Genomic DNA, 16,425 nt, shown 5'->3' on the forward strand with positions numbered 1-16,425 from the left:
CTACGGCAGTCGGCGCCTCGACAGCAGTCCTTCGGTGATATCGCGGCGCAGCTGTTCGACCATGGAGCGCGCGCGCAACGGGGGGCTGTCCGAATGTGACTGCAGCGCAATGCCGGTGACGACATCGGCCAGCGCCGCGACCGACGACCATTCCGGTTCCCAGCCGAGCTCGGAGTGTGCGCGGGAACAGTCCAGCAGCGGGACGCTGAACGCCAGGTCCAGCCAGCCGCGGTCGACGGGCTGAAGCCCCGCCCGCCAGCTCAGATCGGTGAGCGTGCTCAGGATGCGCGACGGCACGTGGATCTGGAAGGAGCCCAGCACCTCTGCGACTTCCGTGCGAGTGATGGGTGGGTCGGCGGCCAGGTTGAACGCTCCGGTGGCCCGCCGTTCGAGTGCGCGCAGGATCGCCGCGGCGACGTCGTCGGCGTGGATGAGCGGAATGCACAGCCGGCGATCGAGGGGCAGCACCGGCAGCAACGGGACGGCGAGCATCGGAACCCAGCCCGGCAGCGCATAGCGCATCAGTCCACTGGCTGCGTCTCGCTGGACGATGAAACCTGGTCGCATGCGGGCGATTCGGATGCCGTCGTCGCCGTGTTCACGCTCGTAGTCGTTGAGCAGTTCCTCGGCGGCCGACTTGTCGCGACTGTAGGGCGAGGACGGAATGCCCGAGGTGACCCACGACTCGTCCACTCGCCGGCTGTAGCGGCCCGCAGCGTAGGTGCCGACCGAGGACATGTGGATCAGGTGACCGATGGACACCTGGTGGGCAGCTTGCAGAACTGCCGAGGTGCCGCCGACGCCCAACCGGGTCAGGTACTCGGTGTCGCGGGTCGGCTGGAATCCCCACGCGAGATGCACGACTGCGTCGGCGCCCTTGAAGATCCCGATCAGCCGGTTCGCGGCGTCGGGCTCCACGAGATCGAGATCCTGCCACTGGACATGCTCGTAGACGCCCTCGGCGTTCGGTGGGCGGCGTACGACACCGACGATGTCCCACTCCGGCGCTTCGTCGGTCAGCCGCCGCAGCAGCGCGGTGCCGACGTTGCCGGACGCGCCGGTGATGACGACGCGCACCGGATCACGCCGTCGCGGCGGGACTGTCCGGCACGGGCAGTGATTCGACGCCTGCCGACGACCGCGCCCGGTCTCGCCGGCGCGCGATGATCAACGCCCCGGTCAGCAGTGTCGCGGTGAGCAGTGTGGGCACGAACAGGAACTGCGCCAGCGCGACCCTACGTTGGATTTTCAGACCCGTGCGGGCCGCGGACCGGGTCTTGCTGGTGACGCTCATGTCTGCCTCCGCTTCGTGAATGTGCGTCGGCCATACCCGAGTCGTCGGTCTCGCAAACGCCGCCGTCGGACTCATGCGGGTGGAAGCTGACGTCCACACGCTGAAAACCCTTGGCCTGCTGGGCTTCTGCCTGACCGGCGTACATCTTGCGGTCCGCCTCGGTGAGTTCGACGTTGTCGGTGAAGGGAGTCAGCAGGGCGCGCGGATGCAACCGGTCGACCCGCACTGCGTTGATCTCCGCGCAGATGAGCAGCGACGTCGACACCAGGTACAGGAACGCGAGAAGACCGAGCACGATCGCGAACACGCTGTTGGTGGCGCTGGCCGAGCTGAGCACGTGCGCGACGTAGGCGGCGCCGAACCACTGCAGCATCTGCCAGAGCACGGCGGCGACGATCGCCCCGGGTAGCACGTCGCGGTAGCTCAGCGACCGCACGGTGGTCACCCGGAACGCTACGACGAGCACGCCCGTGTTCAAGGCCAGCGACGCGAGTACCACCCCGGCGGTCCCCACGAATCCGAGTCCGGCCCAGGCGCGCCCGACTGCCGTCAGCACCGTCGTCCCGATGACCGCGGACCCCAGCACGAACAGCAGAAGCAGGCTGTAGAGCCGCGCCCGTATCGGGTCGGGACGGGTGTATCGCGGCACCGCCCACACGGTGTTCATCGCGTTTTGCAGCGCGTTCCCGACGCCGAGCCCGCCGTAGAGTGCGCCCGCGATGCCGATGATCACGGCGGTCGTGCCGCCGCTGAGGGCTTCGGGCCGGCTGAGCTGATCGCTGATCACCGGGAACTGGTCGATGGCCGCGTTGACGATCTGGTCGCGCCAGTCCGGCCGGCCGGCGAGCACGACACCCAGCAGGGTGGTCAACAGCAGGAGCAGCGGAAACAGCGAGACGAAGGCGTAATAGGTGATCAGGGCGGCGAGGTACCCGGCCTGATCGTCGACGTACTTGTAGACCACGGCGATCGTGAACCCGGCGGCTCGGCTGCGCTGCTGCAGGCGGTCCAGCCAACTGACCATCGTGACCTCCCACGCCCAAACCAGCCCAGATCGCAGCCGGGATACCCGCTCACCTGCGAAGTCAAGCCCGCTGTCCACGCGAGCGGCGCAGCCGGCGGCCGCGTCGGCGCAGTTCGTCCTCGCTGGCGGTGTTCTTGTCGATCACCGTGGTGTCGCGCAGCGGCAGCTGCAAATCGTCCTCGGCAGCGATACCAGCCTGCAATTGGCGACCGCGCTCGAGTTCGGCGTCGACCTCGGCGCCGAACAGCAGGGCGAGGTTCGTCAGCCACAGCCACAGCAGGAACACGATGACGCCGGCCAACGTGCCGAACGTCTTGTTGTAGCTGCCGAAATTGGCGGCGTAGAGACCGAAGAGCAGCGACGCGACGATCCACGTGACGATCGCGATGGCCGCCCCGACACTGATCCACCGGAACTTCGGCTGTTTGACGTTGGGACCGGTGTAGTACATCGTCGCGACGCCGACCACGACGAGGACCAGCAGCACCGGCCAGCGCGCGACGTTCCAGACCGTCAGCCCGGTTTCTCCGATGCCGAGACGGTCGCCGACTGCCTCGGCGACGGGTCCGCTGACGGCCAGCAGCAGTGCGGCGACAGCTGCGACGATCAGTCCTGCGAAGGTCAGTCCGAGCTGCTGCAGACGCAGCTTCCATGCCGGGCGGCCCTCGTCGACCTCGTAGATCCGATTCATCGCGCGACCGAACGCGCCGACGTACCCGGATGCGGACCACAACGCGCCGAGAATGCCGACGACCAGCGTGATACCGGCGGACGGTGCGTTGACGAGCTGCTCGAGCGGTTGGCGCAGCACGTCGACGGCGGCACCGGGACTGACGTCGTCGACGATCCCCAGAATTGTGTCCGCAGTGCGTTCACCCTGACCGATCACCCCGAGCAGTGACATCACCACGAGCAGGGCGGGGAACAGCGACAGGACCGCGTAATAGGTCAGTGCGGCAGCGAGATCCATGCATTGGTCTCGGGTGAATTCACCGACGGTCTGCCGCAGCACATAGAGCAACGACGGGCGAGTCAGTTCGGTCGGTGAGTCCGGCTTGCTCGGGTCGTCGGGGGCGGGACGGGTTTGGTCGTCTTGCCCCGGCTTCTCGTCCGGCTCCGGCGCGCGGTGAACCGCCGGCGGTGCTGGGCGTTCCGGGCCGACGGGTGATGGACCGACCGCCGTGCGCGGCGACCGCGTCAACGCGCCGGTCGCCAGCCCAGCCAGAAACGCCCCGGCCAAGGCGATCGGGCTGCGTCGCGGTCGAGATGTCTGGAGCTGCCGCTGCATGCGCCGTAGGTGCCCCGCCGTCGCGACGGCAAACGTGGCCCCGGCAGCGTCGCGACGGGGCGGGTTCCGGGTTTGTCCGGATTTGCAGCGGGCACCCCGCAAAAATGACGGAACCGAAGACCGACCCCTCGACAGGGGAGTTGTTGGGTCAACTGTCTGCTCAGACGTCACGGCTGATCCGTGACGAGTTGCGGTTGGCGCAGAAGGAAATGCAGGAATCGGCCAAGCACGCCGGAATGGGTGCCGGGCTTGCCGGCGTGGCTGGGGTCCTCGCGGTCCTCGGCCTCGCCACCGTGATCGCGGCGGCGGTCGCCGCGCTGTCGTTGGTGCTACCGGTGTGGGCGGCAGCACTGATTGTGGCGGTCGTGGTGTTCGCCGTTGCGGGCATCGTCGCGCTGATCGGCAAGAAACAGGTCGAACAGGTGCCACCGCCGGCGGCCGTGGCGGTCGACAGCGTGAAATCGGACATCACCGAGTTGAAGGCCCACACGAAAGGCACGCGCCATGGCACCACAGCCTGATCCCCGGCCCGAGCCGGGCCCCGACGCCGACATCGACGAACTGCAGGCCGACATCGAGCGCACGCGGGCCGAACTCGGTGAGACGGTCGGTGCCCTGTCCGACAAATTGGATGTCAAGGGTCGTGCCCAGCAGAAGGTCGCCGACACGAAAGAGGCAGTGGCGCAGCGTAGCCACGATGTCGTCGACACCGCGAAAGCTAAGCCCGCCATCCCCGTCGGTGCGGTGGTCGCGCTCGTGGCGACGGTGGGTGTGCTGATCTGGTTACGCCGCAGGAACTGACGGGTCAGTCGTCCTCGGTCAGCTCCGGCGCGTTCTCCCGCGTGGCCATGCCGCCCTCGCGGCCGTGATCCGCCGGACCCGGCCGGTCCTTCGGTTCTTGGTGGTCGTCCTGCTCTTTGGTCATCGTCTGCCCCTCCTGACCAGTCCAGGCTACGTCCGGGCGTACGCTGACCCACCGTGATCGACATCGCCCTGAGCGACATGCGGGACTGGTTCGGCTTCGGCGTGGCGGGCAATTTCGCCGGTCATCTCGAGCAGGCAGGCGAAGCCGTCGACTTCGTCAACGTGGCCAGCGAAGGCGAAGCTCCCAAGGGCATCTTCCCCTGGTACGCACCGGGCTCCGACACGTTCCTCGGCGAGTTCCCGCTGTCCAACGACGCGATCCAGCTGCCCACTGACAGCCCAGAATCCGATGGGCCCCTGAACCTCCAGATCGAGCCCGAGGTCGGGCTGGCCTGCCGGGTGGTGTGGCAGGGCGACACCGTCGTCACGCTGCAACCGTTCGCGCTCGGCGCATTCAACGACTGCTCGATCCGCAGGCCCGGCGCCAAGAAGATCAGCCACAAGAAGAACTGGGGCCCCGCCTCCAAAGGCGTCTCGGGATCGTTCTTCGAGATCAACGATCTGACTCCCGACGGGCCCACCGCCACGCTGCGCCTGGCGTGTTTCCTGCACGCCGACGGCGCGGAGCACGCCTACGGCGTCGACAGTCCGGTGATCGGCTACTCGTATTACGGCGAGGTGCTGCTGGACTGGATCGTCGAACGTCTCGCGAATCAGAAGGGGTCGGAGGACACCCCGCTCGAGGACGTCGGCGCCCTGATGGTGGCCAGTGGCCACCCTGAGAACGTGCTCATCGGGATCGGGGCCACGCGCTACACCGAACTCGGCGAGACCACGTTCCTGAAATCCGGCGACGACGCGATCGTACGCGTGTACGACACCGCCGAGGACGCGGCGGCCGAGCTGCGCCAGACAGTGCAGTAAGCCAGGCGTCGAGCGGTCTGGGTCACCTCCTGGAATTTTTCGCGCGGTCCGCGGCATTCATCCAAGTGTCGCCAGCGGGGCGGCCACGACGGAGGAGACCGACATGACCGATCAGCGCAGCGTTCGACGGACCCTCGTTCTGACCGGTATCGGCGCGGTCGCGGCCGCCGGACTCATCGGCCCCGGCATGGCGAGTGCACATGCCGCGCAGTCTTGCCCCGACGTTTCGGTGATCTTTGCCCGCGGCACCGCCGAGCCCGCCGGCCTCGGCCGGGTCGGGCAGGCATTCGTCGACGATCTTCGCAGTGAACTCGGTGGCCGCAGCGTCGAGGCGAAAGCCGTGAATTACCCGGCCTCCTACGACTTCCTGCAGTCCGCCCCCGCCGGCGCCGACGACGCCAGCGCGCAGATTCAGGCCACCGCCGCCAGCTGTCCCGATACCCGCATCGTGGTGGGCGGGTACTCGCAGGGCGCGGCGGTGGTGGATCTGATCGCGGGCGACCCGGCCGCCACATTCGGTTTCGGACGTCCGATGCCGGCCACCGTCGCCGACCATGTCGCGGCTGTGGCCGTGTTCGGTAATCCGGCCGGACACATCGGGCTGAGCCTCGCGACCTCGAGCCCGCTGTACGGAGCGAAGACGATCGACCTGTGCAACGGCGCCGACCCGATCTGTTCCGCCGGTGACGACCGGGCCGCCCACAGCAATTACGTTCAGACCGGCTTGGTTTCGCAGGCAGCCGATTTCGTCGCCGGACGGGTGGCGAGCCCCGCTCCGGCCGGTACCGTCGTCGACGCGTCGGGCACCGTCGGCTGACAAACCCGCCCGCGGGCGCGGTGGCCGTGCCACAGTGCACTGTGCGCACGAGTGTGGCGGTCATCGGGGCAGGGCCCGGCGGCGTGGTCGCCGCGCGCTGGCTTGCCGCCGAAGGTTTCGACACGCACCTGTTCGAGCAGGGGAGTTCACTGGGCGGGCAATGGACTCAGGACGCGGGCACCAGCGGTGTGTGGCCCGCGCTTTACACCAACACCAGCCGCATCCTGACCGCGTTCAGCGACTTGCCCCACGAGGGCGACCGGACGTTCCTGTCCGCGCCCGCGATCCTGCACTATCTGCACCGCTATGCCGACATGTTCAGTCTCAACGATCGAATCAGCTTGCACACCAGAGTGATTCACGTGAGACACGACGGTGACCGGTGGTCCGTCGAAACTCCCGACGGGGCGGAGACCTTCGACCGGGTCGTGGTCGCGAGCGGGCGTTTCCAGACCCCCGCCCTTCCGCCGGTGCCCGGCCTGTCGACCTTCGCAGGATCGGAAGGAGTGCTCTCCACCTTCGACTACCGTGGCGTGGAACCGTATCGCGGGAAGCGCGTCCTGGTCGGCGGCTGTGCGGTCAGCGCTCTGGAGGTGGCCGCCGAACTCGTCCACGGCGGTGCGGCCGCAGTGACGGTGACCCAGCGCCGCCAGCGCTACGTGCTGCCGAAGTTCGCCGCCGGGGTCCCGTCCGACCACCGCATCTTCACCCGCTACGGCGTCCTGGCCACTGAACGTCTGCCCGCAGCCGAGGTCGACCGTCAGCTCAAGACGATTGTCACCGAGGCCGGCGGCAGCCCCGAGCAGTACGGGGCGCCCACGCCCGACCCGTCGCTGTTCACCGCCGGGGTCACCCTGAGCCAGCACTACCTGCCGCTGGTCGCCGAGGGGCGGATCGACGTCCGGCCGTGGCCGCTCTCGGTGGCAGGTCGCGACATCACGTTCGGCGACGGCGGCACCGAGCAATTCGACGGCATCCTTTTCGGCACCGGGTTCCGACTGGACCTGCCGTTTCTCTCCGACGACATTCGCGCGACGCTCGGTCAGGACGACGTGCACCTGGAGGCCGACCGCTACACCTTCCATCCCGACCTGCCGGGCTTGGCGTTCGTCGGGATGTGGGACCAGTCGGGCGGCTACTTCGTGCCCCTGGAACTGCAGGCGCGCTGGCTCGCCTACACGTGGTCGGGCCGGACACCCGCCGACCCCGCGCAGCAGCGCGCAGCCATCGAGGCGTACCGGGCCCGCAGAGGACTTCCGCAGAAGACCCGAATGAACCTCGCCGCCCTCGGTTTCGCCCGCGCGGCGGGCTGCGAACCACAGCTCGACCGCTGGCCGGATCTACGCCGCGCGCTGCTGTTCGGCCCACTCGCGCCGAGCTGCTTCCGGCTGGACGGTCCGCACGCCCTCCCCGGTGCCGCCGACGAATTCGCCCGTGCGGCAGCATCCTTCGGGGCGATCACCTCGCCGGAGTTCACCGACCGCGAACAGGCCGACTGGGAACTGCTGCAGAATCACTGAACACACCGCCCATCCCATTAGCATTGCTGAGGTGGAGCAGGTGGACACCGGCCAGTTGGCGGCCCTGGCGGCGGTGGTCGAACACGGCAGCTTCGACGCGGCCGCGGCCCACCTCCATGTCACGCCGTCGGCGATCAGCCAGCGCATCAAGGCCCTCGAACAGCGCACCGGCCAGGTCCTCGTCGTCCGCGAAAAGCCCTGTGTGGCAACGCCTGCAGGAGCTCCACTGTTGCGCTTGGCGGCGCAGACCGCACTCGTGCAGGCCGAGGCGCTGGCGGAGATGCGCGGCGGGTCAGCCGAACGGACGCGTATTGCCCTGGCGGTCAACGCCGACTCCATGGCGACCTGGTTCACCGACGTCTTCGCCCGGCTCACCGACGCGCTGCTCGACGTCCGCATCGAGGATCAGGATCTGTCCGCGCGCCTGCTCCGCGAAGGTGCGGTGATGGGCGCGGTGACCACCGAGAGTGCCGCGGTGCCCGGCTGCCGCGTCCAGCCCCTCGGCATCATGCGGTACCGGCCGGTGGCCACCGCCGGGTTCGTCGAGCGTCATCTGCCGAACGGGTTCACCTCCGAGTCCGCCGCCTTGGCGCCGTCGCTGGCGTGGAACCGGGACGATGCGCTCCAGGACCAACTGGTGCGTCAGGTCTTCGGTGCCGACGTGCGCCGTCCCGTGCACTACGTGGCGACCGCGGCGGGGTTCGGCGCGGCCGTGCATGCCGGGCTGGGCTGGGGGATGTACCCCGAGCAGCTGATCGATGCATCGTTCGTGCGGATCAGCGATGAGCACCTCGATGTCCCGCTGTACTGGCAGTGCTGGAAGCTCGACAGCGCGACCGTCACGCTGGTGACCGACGCGGTGAAATCGGCGGCGACGGGCCTGCTGCCGCCGCGGTGACACCGTCCGGGGACAATCGTGGCCATGGATGCGCCGGTTCGGGTTCGAATCCTCGGCGTCGGGATGGGGCCATCGCAGGTGACGTGCGAGGTCGCCGACGCACTGAGGTCGGTCGATTACGTGTTGGCCGCCGAGAAGGCTGACGAAGACCCCCTGCTCGACCTGCGTCGCGCCATCGTCGAGGCATTCCCCGGACCGGACGGTCCCGCCGAGGTCATCGCGATCACCGACCCGCCGCGCGATCGCTCGGCCGGGCTCAGTAGCCGCCAGTACGAGTCCGCCGTCGCCGACTGGCACGCCGCGCGCGCCGGTCGCTACGCCGACATCCTGCGCCGCCGCGGCGGGACGGCCGCGTTCCTGGTGTGGGGGGACCCGTCGCTCTATGACTCCACCATCCGCATCCTCGAACACGTGCGGAGTCTGGGCGTAGAGCTCGACTACGACGTGCTGCCCGGCGTCAGCGCACCGGCACTGCTGGCCGCGCGGCACCGCATGGTGCTGCATGAAGTCGGGCGGTCCGTCCACATCACCACTGGACGACGCCTGCAGGAGGCCGTCGCCGCGGGACTCGACAACATCGTCGCCATGCTGAACCCACCCCCGCACCGCCTCGATTTCACCGGCCTGGACGACTGGACCGTGTGGTGGGGCGCGAATCTCGGCGCGCCGGGGGAGCAGCTGCTGTCGGGCCGGCTCGGTGACGTCGCGCCGCTGTTGCCCGACGCCCGCGCTGCCGCAACGTCTGTCGATGGCTGGGTGATGGATCTGTTCCTGCTGAGGCGCCCCTGATGGCCGGTCTGCTCATCGCCGGCACCACGAGCGACGCGGGTAAGACGCTGGTCACCACCGGGCTGTGCCGGGCGCTCGCGCGTCGGGGCGTCAGGGTCGCCCCGTACAAGGCGCAGAACATGTCGAACAACTCGATGGTCGCCGACGGGTGTGTGGAAATCGGCCGCGCGCAATGGATTCAAGCTCTCGCGGCCCGCGCCACACCCGAGCCGGCGATGAACCCGGTGCTGCTCAAACCGGGCAGCGACCGGCGCAGCCATGTCGTCCTGATGGGCCAACCGTGGGGGGAGGTGTCGTCTGCTGACTGGCTGGAGGGTCGGCGGGCACTGGCGACCGCCGCCCACGCCGCCTACGACGACCTGTCCTCCCGCTATGACGTCATCCTTGCCGAGGGGGCCGGCAGTCCCACCGAGATCAACCTGCGCGCAGGTGATTACGTAAACATGGGTCTCGCCCGCCACGCTGCCCTCCCCACCGTGGTGGTCGGAGACATCGACCGCGGCGGAGTGTTCGCGGCGTTCCTCGGCACGGTCGCGTTCCTGTCGCCTGAGGATCAGGCCTTGGTCGCGGGGTTCGTCGTGAACAAGTTCCGCGGCGATATCGCATTACTGCGACCCGGTCTCGAATCTCTCGAAAGATCCACGGGCAGAACAGTGTATGGAACTCTGCCGTGGCAACCCGACGTGTGGCTGGATTCCGAGGATGCGCTGGATCTGACCGCGGTCCGTCGACCCCGGCCGGGGGCTCGCCGGGTGACCGTGATCCGGCTGCCGAGGATCAGCAACTTCACCGACGTCGACGCGCTGCGGCTGGAGCCCGAGCTCGACGTGGTGTTCGCCTCGCATCCCAGCGCCCTGGCCGACGCGGACCTGATCGTGCTGCCCGGCACCCGCGCCACCATCGCCGACATGGCGTGGCTGCGCTCGCGCGGACTGGCCGACGCGGTGATCGCCCACGCCGCGACGGGTCGACCAGTGCTCGGCATCTGTGGCGGATTCCAGATGCTCGGTCGGGTCGTCCGCGATCCCGCGGGTGTCGAAGGCGAAGCCACCGAGGTGCCCGGCCTGGGACTGCTCGATGTCGAGACCGATTTCGTCGCCGAGAAGACGCTGCGGCTACCGCACGGAACCTGGTTCGGCACACCGGCATCGGGTTACGAGATCCACCACGGACGCGTCACGGTCTTCGACGCCGCCGACGACTTCCTCGCCGGTGCACGCCGCGGCCTGATCTTCGGGACGATGTGGCACGGCGCGCTCGAGGGCGACGCACTGCGCAGTCGTTTCCTTGCAGAGACGCTGGGCATCGAGCCCTCGGGTGTCTCGTTCACCGCGGCGCGCGAGGGCCGGCTGGACCGCTTGGGCGATCTCGTCGACGAGCACCTCGACGTCGACGCGTTGCTCGAACTCGCGCATCGCGGCGCCCCGGGCGCTCTGCCCTTCCTCCCGCCGGGTGCACCGTGAGAATCCTGCTTCTGGGTGGCACCGCGGAGGCCAGGGCCCTGGCTGAGATCCTCACGACCACCGATCAGGTCACCACCTCACTGGCGGGTCGGGTCGCCGATCCGCGCCTTCCGGTGGGGGAGGTCCGGATCGGGGCATTCGGTGGTGTCGACGGATTGTCCTCTGCGCTCGCACGATTCGATGTCGTCGTCGACGCGACACACCCGTTCGCGAAGACGATCTCGGCCAATGCCGCAGCGGCGTGCGCTCTGCGCGGTGTACCGCTGCTGCGGTTCGAGCGACCCGGCTGGGCCGACCGCACACGCGACTCGTGGCACTGGACGCCGTCGCACGACGAGGCCGCTGTGGTGGCCTCCCGGCTTGGTCGGCGGCCGTTCCTGACGGTGGGCCGGCAGGAACTCGCCCGGTTCATCCCCGCGCTGCGCGACCACACCACGCTCGCCCGGGTGGTGCAGGTCCCTGACGAACCGCTGCCGCCGACGTGGCGATTGATCACCAGCCGTGGCCCGTACGTACTGTCCGGAGAACTGGAGTTGATGCGCGAGCACGCAGCTGATGTGCTCATCACGAAGGATTCCGGTGGCGAATTCACCTGGCCGAAGATGGAGGCCGCCGATCAGCTCGGCATCCCGGTCGTCATCGTCGCCCGCCCTGGCCGCGCCGCTGACGTGCCCACCGTCTCCGACATCGACGACGCGGTCGCCTGGGTGCGTGCGCTCTCTACGATGAGCCGGTGAGGATTCTCGTCACCGGCGGTGTCCGCTCGGGCAAGTCCCGGCACGCCGAGGAGCTTCTCTCCGCCGCCGGCGCAGTCACCTACATCGCTCCCGGGCGTCCCGCCGACGGGCAGGACCCCGACTGGGATGCGCGCGTCGCAGCGCACCGGGCGCGCCGGCCGGCGCGCTGGTCGACCGTCGAGACCTGCGATCCGATCACTGCCCTCGCCGACGCGGATGGTCCTGTCCTCCTCGACTGCCTGAGCACCTGGGTGGTCGCCGTCGTCGACGAATCCGAGTTGTGGGAGGCGGATTCGGCGCAGGTGCACGACGTCGTCGGCGCCCGTACCGAGGCGCTCTGCGACGCGTTGGCGCGCACCCCCGACGCAGTGGTGGTGACCAACGAGGTCGGGCTGGGCGTCGTGCCTGCGCACCGCTCAGGGGTGCTGTTCCGGGACCTGCTGGGCATCGTGAACCAGCGCGTCGCGACGGTGTGCGACGAGGTCCACCTCGTGATCGCGGGCCGGGTGCTGCGGCTCTAGACGTCAGCGCGGTCGGTAGCGCTCCTCGTGCACGACGGAGTCCAGGGAACTGCGCGCACGCCAGCCGAAACGTTCCAGGTCGGGCACCTCGGGCACGTCGGCCACGGTCCCGACGCAGAGCCACGCGACGGGACGCACATGTGCCGGCATGCCGACCAGAGTTCGCAGGAAGTCCTCGCGGTAGAACGACACCCAGCCGACACCGAGACCCTCGACAGTCGCTGCGAGCCAGAGGTTTTGGATCGCGCACACCACGGAGTAGAGCCCGGCGTCCGGGATGGCGTGGCGGCCGAGGACCTGCGGGCCGCCGCGGGTGGGGTCGTAGCCGACCACGACGCCGAGCCCGGATTCGCAGATCCCCTCGATCGTGATGCGCGAAAACGTTTCGGCGCGTTCACCTGTCAGCGTCGAAGCGAAGATCTCGCGCTCGGCGGCGACGTGGTCACGGAACGCGCCCAAGGTCTGCGGTGAGCGCACCAGCACGAAGTCCCACGGCTGGCTCATGCCCACCGACGGGGCGGCGTGGGCGGCCAGGAGCAGGCGTTCGAGGACATCGTCGGGAACGGGGTCACCGGTGAATTCGCGGCGGGTGTCGCGGCGCCGGCGGATCACGTCGTACAGGTCGGTCACGGACGCACAGACCGATCGCGCGCCGGGTCGTACAGGTGGCTCTCACCGGCACACGGATCGTTGTGTTCAGCCAGTGCGCGGCCCACGAGAATCACTGCTGCGTAACGGAATCCGGCTTCCTGTACGGCGTCGGCGATATCGGACACCGTGCCCCGCAGCACCACCTCGTCCGGCTGGGACGCTCGGTACACCACGACGACGGGGCAGTCCGCCCCGTACTCGGACTCCAGGTCGGCCATCAGCTCCCGGATGCGGGTGACTGCCAGGTGCAGCACCAGCGTGGCGCGGGTGGCGGCGAACGCGGCGAGCGATTCGCTGTCGGGCATCGCGGTGGATCGCTGCTGGGTGCGGGTCAGGACCACCGACTGCGCGACCAAAGGCACGGTGAGCTCGCGCCCGACGCGTGCGGCGGCCGCCGCATAGGCAGGAACGCCGGGGGTGACAGCCCACGGCACAGTGGCCGCGTCGAGCCGGCGGGTCTGCTCGGACAGCGCGGAGTACACCGACGGATCTCCCGACACCAGCCGCACGACACGGCGACCGGCCCGGTGGGCGGTGACGATGGCCTCGACGATGTGGTCCAGATCGAGCTCGGCGGTGTCGACGAGTTCGGCGGACGGAGAGCAGTGCGCGAGCACCTCGGGATCGAGATAGCTGCCCGGGTAGAGGACGACGTCGGCGTCGGCCAGCAGTCGCGTGGCCCGCACCGTCAGCAGGTCGGCGGCACCCGGGCCGGCACCGACGAACTGCACAGTCCGGTCGTCATCCATCGACCCGAAGTGTAGGGCAGGGCTCCTTGGCCACCGGGTCCTCCAGGCCGCCGACACGTCCCGTGGCGCGGACAGCCAGCGGGCTCAGCGCCGCAGCGATCCCGAACAGCGTCGCCGCGACCACCGCACCGGTGGAACCGTGCGCATCGGTCGCCGCGCCGGCCGCAGCGGTGCCCAGCGCCGCCCCTATCAGCGCGCCACTGTGCAGCCAGCCGAACGCCTCGGTCGCCACCTCGTCGTCGACGTCTTGCGACACCATGAAGTACAGCGCCGACATCGCCGGCGCGAATCCCATGCCGGAGACGAACAACGCGCACATCTGCAGGGCCAGCGCGTCGGTGAGACCGAATGACACCGTCCCCACCACCACAACGGCCAGGGCGGCGGCGACGCTGCGCAGTCCCATGCGGCGGTGCCCGAAGGTCAGGCCGCCCAGCACCGATCCGACGCTGGCCAGTGCGATGGCGACGCCCGCGGTCAGGCCGCTGTTGCCCAGCTCGGCCACGACCCCGACCTCCAATGCGGTGAACGAGCCCACGAGAGCGCCCCCGGCGACCATGGCCAGCAGCACGCTCCGGCGCATCAGTATCCGGCCGCGACCGCGGCCCCGCGGGCCCGAGCGCGGACGCAGCCCGCGTGCGCTGGCCAGGAACCAGGCCGTGCCCGCCACCGTGATCGCGGCGGACGCGATCAACGGCATCGCCGTGGACACCAGTGTCGAGAGCGCCATGGCCGCCACGGGACCGATGACCCAGATCATCTCCTGGGCGGTGGTGTCGAGTGCGAAGAGCGCGCGCACGCCGTCGCGCGGCAGCATCTGCGGGTACAGCGCGCGGACCACCGGCATGAGCGGCGGCACCGACGCCCCGACGAGCAGGCCCATGGCCATCAGCGGCATGCCGGAGACCGTTGCAACGGCGAGCCCGAGCATGCTCGCGCCATTGACCGCGGCGCAGATCACCAGCGTCGCCGTCGTCCTGTCGCCGCGGCCCGCCAAGCGGGACGTCAGCGGCATCGCGACCGCCTCGCCGACGGTCAGGCAGGCGACCACCACACCGGCGGTGGCATAGGAACCGGTGCGGTGTTCGACGTGCACCAGGACGGCCAGCGAGAGCATGCCGAGCGGCAGCCGTGCGAACAGCTGCGCCGCCGTGATGTTCGGTACGCGGGGTACGCGGAACAGTTCCCGGTAGATCCCCATGCGCGGACTGTACCGTCCAGACGGTGTAGTAAGCCACTGGGTTTTAGGCTGGGCCCATGTCCTCGCGTGATCGCATCCTCGATGCCTACGCACAGCTGCTGGCAGAAGAGGGGGAGCGGTTCGCCACCGTGGACGCGGTGGCGGCGCGCGCGGGGGTGTCCAAGGGTGGGGTGCTCTATCACTTCCCGTCGAAGGATCATCTGGCCGGCGCGGTCTGCGAGCGGCTGGAGGTGCTTGCCGCCGAGGATGCTCTCCAGATGCGCGTCGCCCCGGAGGGCCCGGCCCGCTACTACGTGCGCTCGTCCCACTATGCCGGCACGCCGCTCGATCGGATTCTGGTCGCGGTGTCCCGGCTGCGGCAGGCGGGGGATGTCCGCGCCCGCGCCGCCATCGAGTCCGCGGCCGCGGAGTGGTTGTCGATCCTGCACGAAGCGATCGGGGACCTCGATACAGCGCGGGCGGTCAAGCTGATCGGTGACGGCCTTTACTACAACGCGCTGCACCGAGTCCTCGGTGGGCAACTCGTCGCATCCGACGCAGACGAGGAACTGCTCGCGGTGATCGATCGAATGATCGCCGCCGCTCCGCCGGTCAGCTGAGGGCGAACCGTCCGGCGAACCCCCGCAGGGGCAGGTCGGCGCTGGTGAGGATTCCCGGGGGAGCAGCGACGACAGCCTTGATGGCGTTGAGCGCGGGCATCCCCGTCACCGTCATGCCGATGGAGGCGAAGTTGTCGGGGTTCGACAGGTCGACACCGGGCTTCGGGAAGATCATGTGCTTGTTGTAGATGCACGGATCGCCCTTGATCTGAGTGATGTAGCAGCCCTTGATGTCCCAGCTCGGATCGGTGTGCGGCGTCATCTGCCATTCGAGATGTGTTTCGACACGCGGGATTCCGTCGACTGTACCCACGTACTTGATGTAGCTGCCGCCCACCGAGCCCTTGGGTAACCGATACCACCCCAGGTCGACGTCCTTGGTACATGCGCCCAGTTCGTACTCGAACGCGACCTCGTCGAGTTCCAGCCCGAAGCAGTCCGCCATCATGTACACGGAGTCGGCGAACACCTCGGTGTACTTCCGTAGCTTGCCCGGGATGCTCGGATCGTCAACGGGCAGGCCGTACCCGACCTCGATCCAGGTGTCCCTGCTGTGATGGCAGGACACGTCGACGGATTCGAGGGTGACGATGTTCTCGATCTCGGCGACGTCGGCCGAAACGGCGACCCCGAGGATCTGGTTCAACCCGGGGTTCATACCCGTGCCGTAGAAGGTCGATCCCCCTGTGGCGCAGGCCTGCGCGAGAAGCTCGGTCACTTTCCTGCCCGAGTGATGAGGATGGTTGGTGTCGCGGTGGAACCCGGTGATCCAGTCCGCTGTGGTGACGATGTCGATGCCGGCCTCGAGGACCCGGACGTAGAGGTCCTCGTCGGGGAACACGCCGTGGAAGGTCACGACATCAGGTGCGGCAGCGATGATCTCGTCGACGGTTCCGGTGGCGACGACTCCGTTGGGTGCCAGACCCGCGAGCTCACCGGTGTCTCTGCCCACCTTCTCGGGTGAGTAGCAGTGCACGCCGATCAGTTCGAGGTCCGGCTGCGTGGCGATGCGTTTGATCATCTCCGATCCGACGTTGCCGGTGGCAACTTGGAACACGCGAATCGGTGTGTCGGTGGTCATGCTGG

Annotated in this window: 19 protein-coding genes; 11 read left to right on the plus strand and 8 right to left on the minus strand. The window is 68.8% G+C overall.

The window, feature by feature from the left end; all coding sequences use genetic code 11:
* The 4 genes from ACZYYX_RS05165 to ACZYYX_RS05180 all read right to left on the minus strand — a co-directional run bounded on the left by ACZYYX_RS05165 (window position 1) and on the right by ACZYYX_RS05180 (window position 3,606).
* Window positions 1–1,077 (minus strand): NAD-dependent epimerase/dehydratase family protein, encoded by a 1,077-nt coding sequence (locus tag ACZYYX_RS05165; protein ID WP_463813355.1) that lies wholly within the window; start codon window positions 1,075–1,077, stop codon window positions 1–3.
* A 4-nt stretch (window positions 1,078–1,081) separates the two neighbouring features.
* Window positions 1,082–1,294: a hypothetical protein gene (locus ACZYYX_RS05170; protein WP_463813356.1), complete on the minus strand. Its 213-nt coding sequence runs from the start codon at window positions 1,292–1,294 to the stop codon at window positions 1,082–1,084.
* Window positions 1,236–2,318, minus strand: coding sequence for a YihY/virulence factor BrkB family protein (locus tag ACZYYX_RS05175; protein WP_463813357.1), 1,083 nt, complete (start codon window positions 2,316–2,318; stop codon window positions 1,236–1,238). The genes ACZYYX_RS05170 and ACZYYX_RS05175 overlap by 59 nt, the downstream gene beginning before the upstream one ends.
* A gap of 61 nt (window positions 2,319–2,379) precedes the next feature.
* Window positions 2,380–3,606: a YihY/virulence factor BrkB family protein gene (locus ACZYYX_RS05180; RefSeq protein ID WP_463813358.1), complete on the minus strand. Its 1,227-nt coding sequence runs from the start codon at window positions 3,604–3,606 to the stop codon at window positions 2,380–2,382.
* A gap of 104 nt (window positions 3,607–3,710) precedes the next feature.
* Here ACZYYX_RS05180 and ACZYYX_RS05185 point away from each other — a divergent pair, with 104 nt between their 5' ends.
* From ACZYYX_RS05185 to ACZYYX_RS05230, 10 genes are all read left to right on the plus strand, one after another.
* Window positions 3,711–4,127, plus strand: a complete 417-nt coding sequence (locus ACZYYX_RS05185) for a phage holin family protein (protein WP_463813359.1) — start codon at window positions 3,711–3,713, stop codon at window positions 4,125–4,127.
* Window positions 4,111–4,407 (plus strand): DUF3618 domain-containing protein, encoded by a 297-nt coding sequence (locus ACZYYX_RS05190; RefSeq protein ID WP_463813360.1) that lies wholly within the window; start codon window positions 4,111–4,113, stop codon window positions 4,405–4,407. The genes ACZYYX_RS05185 and ACZYYX_RS05190 overlap by 17 nt, the downstream gene beginning before the upstream one ends.
* 177 nt (window positions 4,408–4,584) lie before the next feature.
* On the plus strand, window positions 4,585–5,394 hold the full coding sequence (locus ACZYYX_RS05195) for a DUF5718 family protein (protein WP_463813361.1): 810 nt from the start codon (window positions 4,585–4,587) through the stop codon (window positions 5,392–5,394).
* 103 nt (window positions 5,395–5,497) lie between these two features.
* The gene (locus ACZYYX_RS05200) at window positions 5,498–6,211 is read left to right on the plus strand and encodes a cutinase family protein (RefSeq protein ID WP_463813363.1); all 714 of its coding nucleotides are present in this window, start codon (window positions 5,498–5,500) and stop codon (window positions 6,209–6,211) included.
* 41 nt (window positions 6,212–6,252) lie between these two features.
* Complete coding sequence (locus ACZYYX_RS05205) at window positions 6,253–7,731, plus strand: flavin-containing monooxygenase (RefSeq protein WP_463813364.1); 1,479 nt, start codon at window positions 6,253–6,255, stop codon at window positions 7,729–7,731.
* A gap of 31 nt (window positions 7,732–7,762) precedes the next feature.
* On the plus strand, window positions 7,763–8,629 hold the full coding sequence (locus ACZYYX_RS05210) for a LysR family transcriptional regulator ArgP (RefSeq protein ID WP_463813365.1): 867 nt from the start codon (window positions 7,763–7,765) through the stop codon (window positions 8,627–8,629).
* Between the two features lie 24 nt (window positions 8,630–8,653).
* Window positions 8,654–9,418, plus strand: a complete 765-nt coding sequence (cobF, locus tag ACZYYX_RS05215) for a precorrin-6A synthase (deacetylating) (protein WP_463813366.1) — start codon at window positions 8,654–8,656, stop codon at window positions 9,416–9,418.
* Window positions 9,418–10,881, plus strand: a complete 1,464-nt coding sequence (locus ACZYYX_RS05220; protein WP_463813367.1) for a cobyric acid synthase — start codon at window positions 9,418–9,420, stop codon at window positions 10,879–10,881. Before cobF ends, ACZYYX_RS05220 begins: the two co-directional genes overlap by 1 nt.
* Complete coding sequence (locus ACZYYX_RS05225; RefSeq protein WP_463813369.1) at window positions 10,878–11,618, plus strand: cobalt-precorrin-6A reductase; 741 nt, start codon at window positions 10,878–10,880, stop codon at window positions 11,616–11,618. The genes ACZYYX_RS05220 and ACZYYX_RS05225 overlap by 4 nt, the downstream gene beginning before the upstream one ends.
* Complete coding sequence (locus ACZYYX_RS05230) at window positions 11,615–12,139, plus strand: bifunctional adenosylcobinamide kinase/adenosylcobinamide-phosphate guanylyltransferase (protein ID WP_463813370.1); 525 nt, start codon at window positions 11,615–11,617, stop codon at window positions 12,137–12,139. Before ACZYYX_RS05225 ends, ACZYYX_RS05230 begins: the two co-directional genes overlap by 4 nt.
* Before the next feature lie 3 nt (window positions 12,140–12,142).
* On the opposite strand, the gene bluB is transcribed toward ACZYYX_RS05230, so the two are convergent.
* Genes bluB through ACZYYX_RS05245 form a run of 3 tightly spaced genes read right to left on the minus strand, consistent with a single transcriptional unit; the run spans window position 12,143 to window position 14,740 of the window.
* A complete protein-coding gene (gene bluB, locus ACZYYX_RS05235; RefSeq protein ID WP_463814813.1) occupies window positions 12,143–12,760 on the minus strand; it encodes a 5,6-dimethylbenzimidazole synthase in 618 nt (205 codons plus the stop codon).
* Between the two features lie 5 nt (window positions 12,761–12,765).
* Window positions 12,766–13,539: a precorrin-4 C(11)-methyltransferase gene (gene cobM / locus ACZYYX_RS05240; protein ID WP_463813371.1), complete on the minus strand. Its 774-nt coding sequence runs from the start codon at window positions 13,537–13,539 to the stop codon at window positions 12,766–12,768.
* Complete coding sequence (locus ACZYYX_RS05245) at window positions 13,532–14,740, minus strand: MFS transporter (RefSeq protein WP_463813372.1); 1,209 nt, start codon at window positions 14,738–14,740, stop codon at window positions 13,532–13,534. The genes cobM and ACZYYX_RS05245 overlap by 8 nt, the downstream gene beginning before the upstream one ends.
* Before the next feature lie 56 nt (window positions 14,741–14,796).
* Between ACZYYX_RS05245 and ACZYYX_RS05250 the strand changes: the two genes are divergently transcribed.
* Complete coding sequence (locus tag ACZYYX_RS05250) at window positions 14,797–15,339, plus strand: TetR family transcriptional regulator (RefSeq protein ID WP_463813373.1); 543 nt, start codon at window positions 14,797–14,799, stop codon at window positions 15,337–15,339.
* Here ACZYYX_RS05250 and ACZYYX_RS05255 read toward each other — a convergent pair.
* Window positions 15,332–16,420, minus strand: coding sequence for an NAD(P)H-dependent amine dehydrogenase family protein (locus ACZYYX_RS05255; protein WP_463813374.1), 1,089 nt, complete (start codon window positions 16,418–16,420; stop codon window positions 15,332–15,334). The two genes, ACZYYX_RS05250 and ACZYYX_RS05255, sit on opposite strands and share 8 nt — an antisense overlap.
* Window positions 16,421–16,425 lie beyond the last annotated feature (5 nt).

It is taken from the genome of Mycobacterium sp. IDUB_1 (assembly GCF_055419625.1).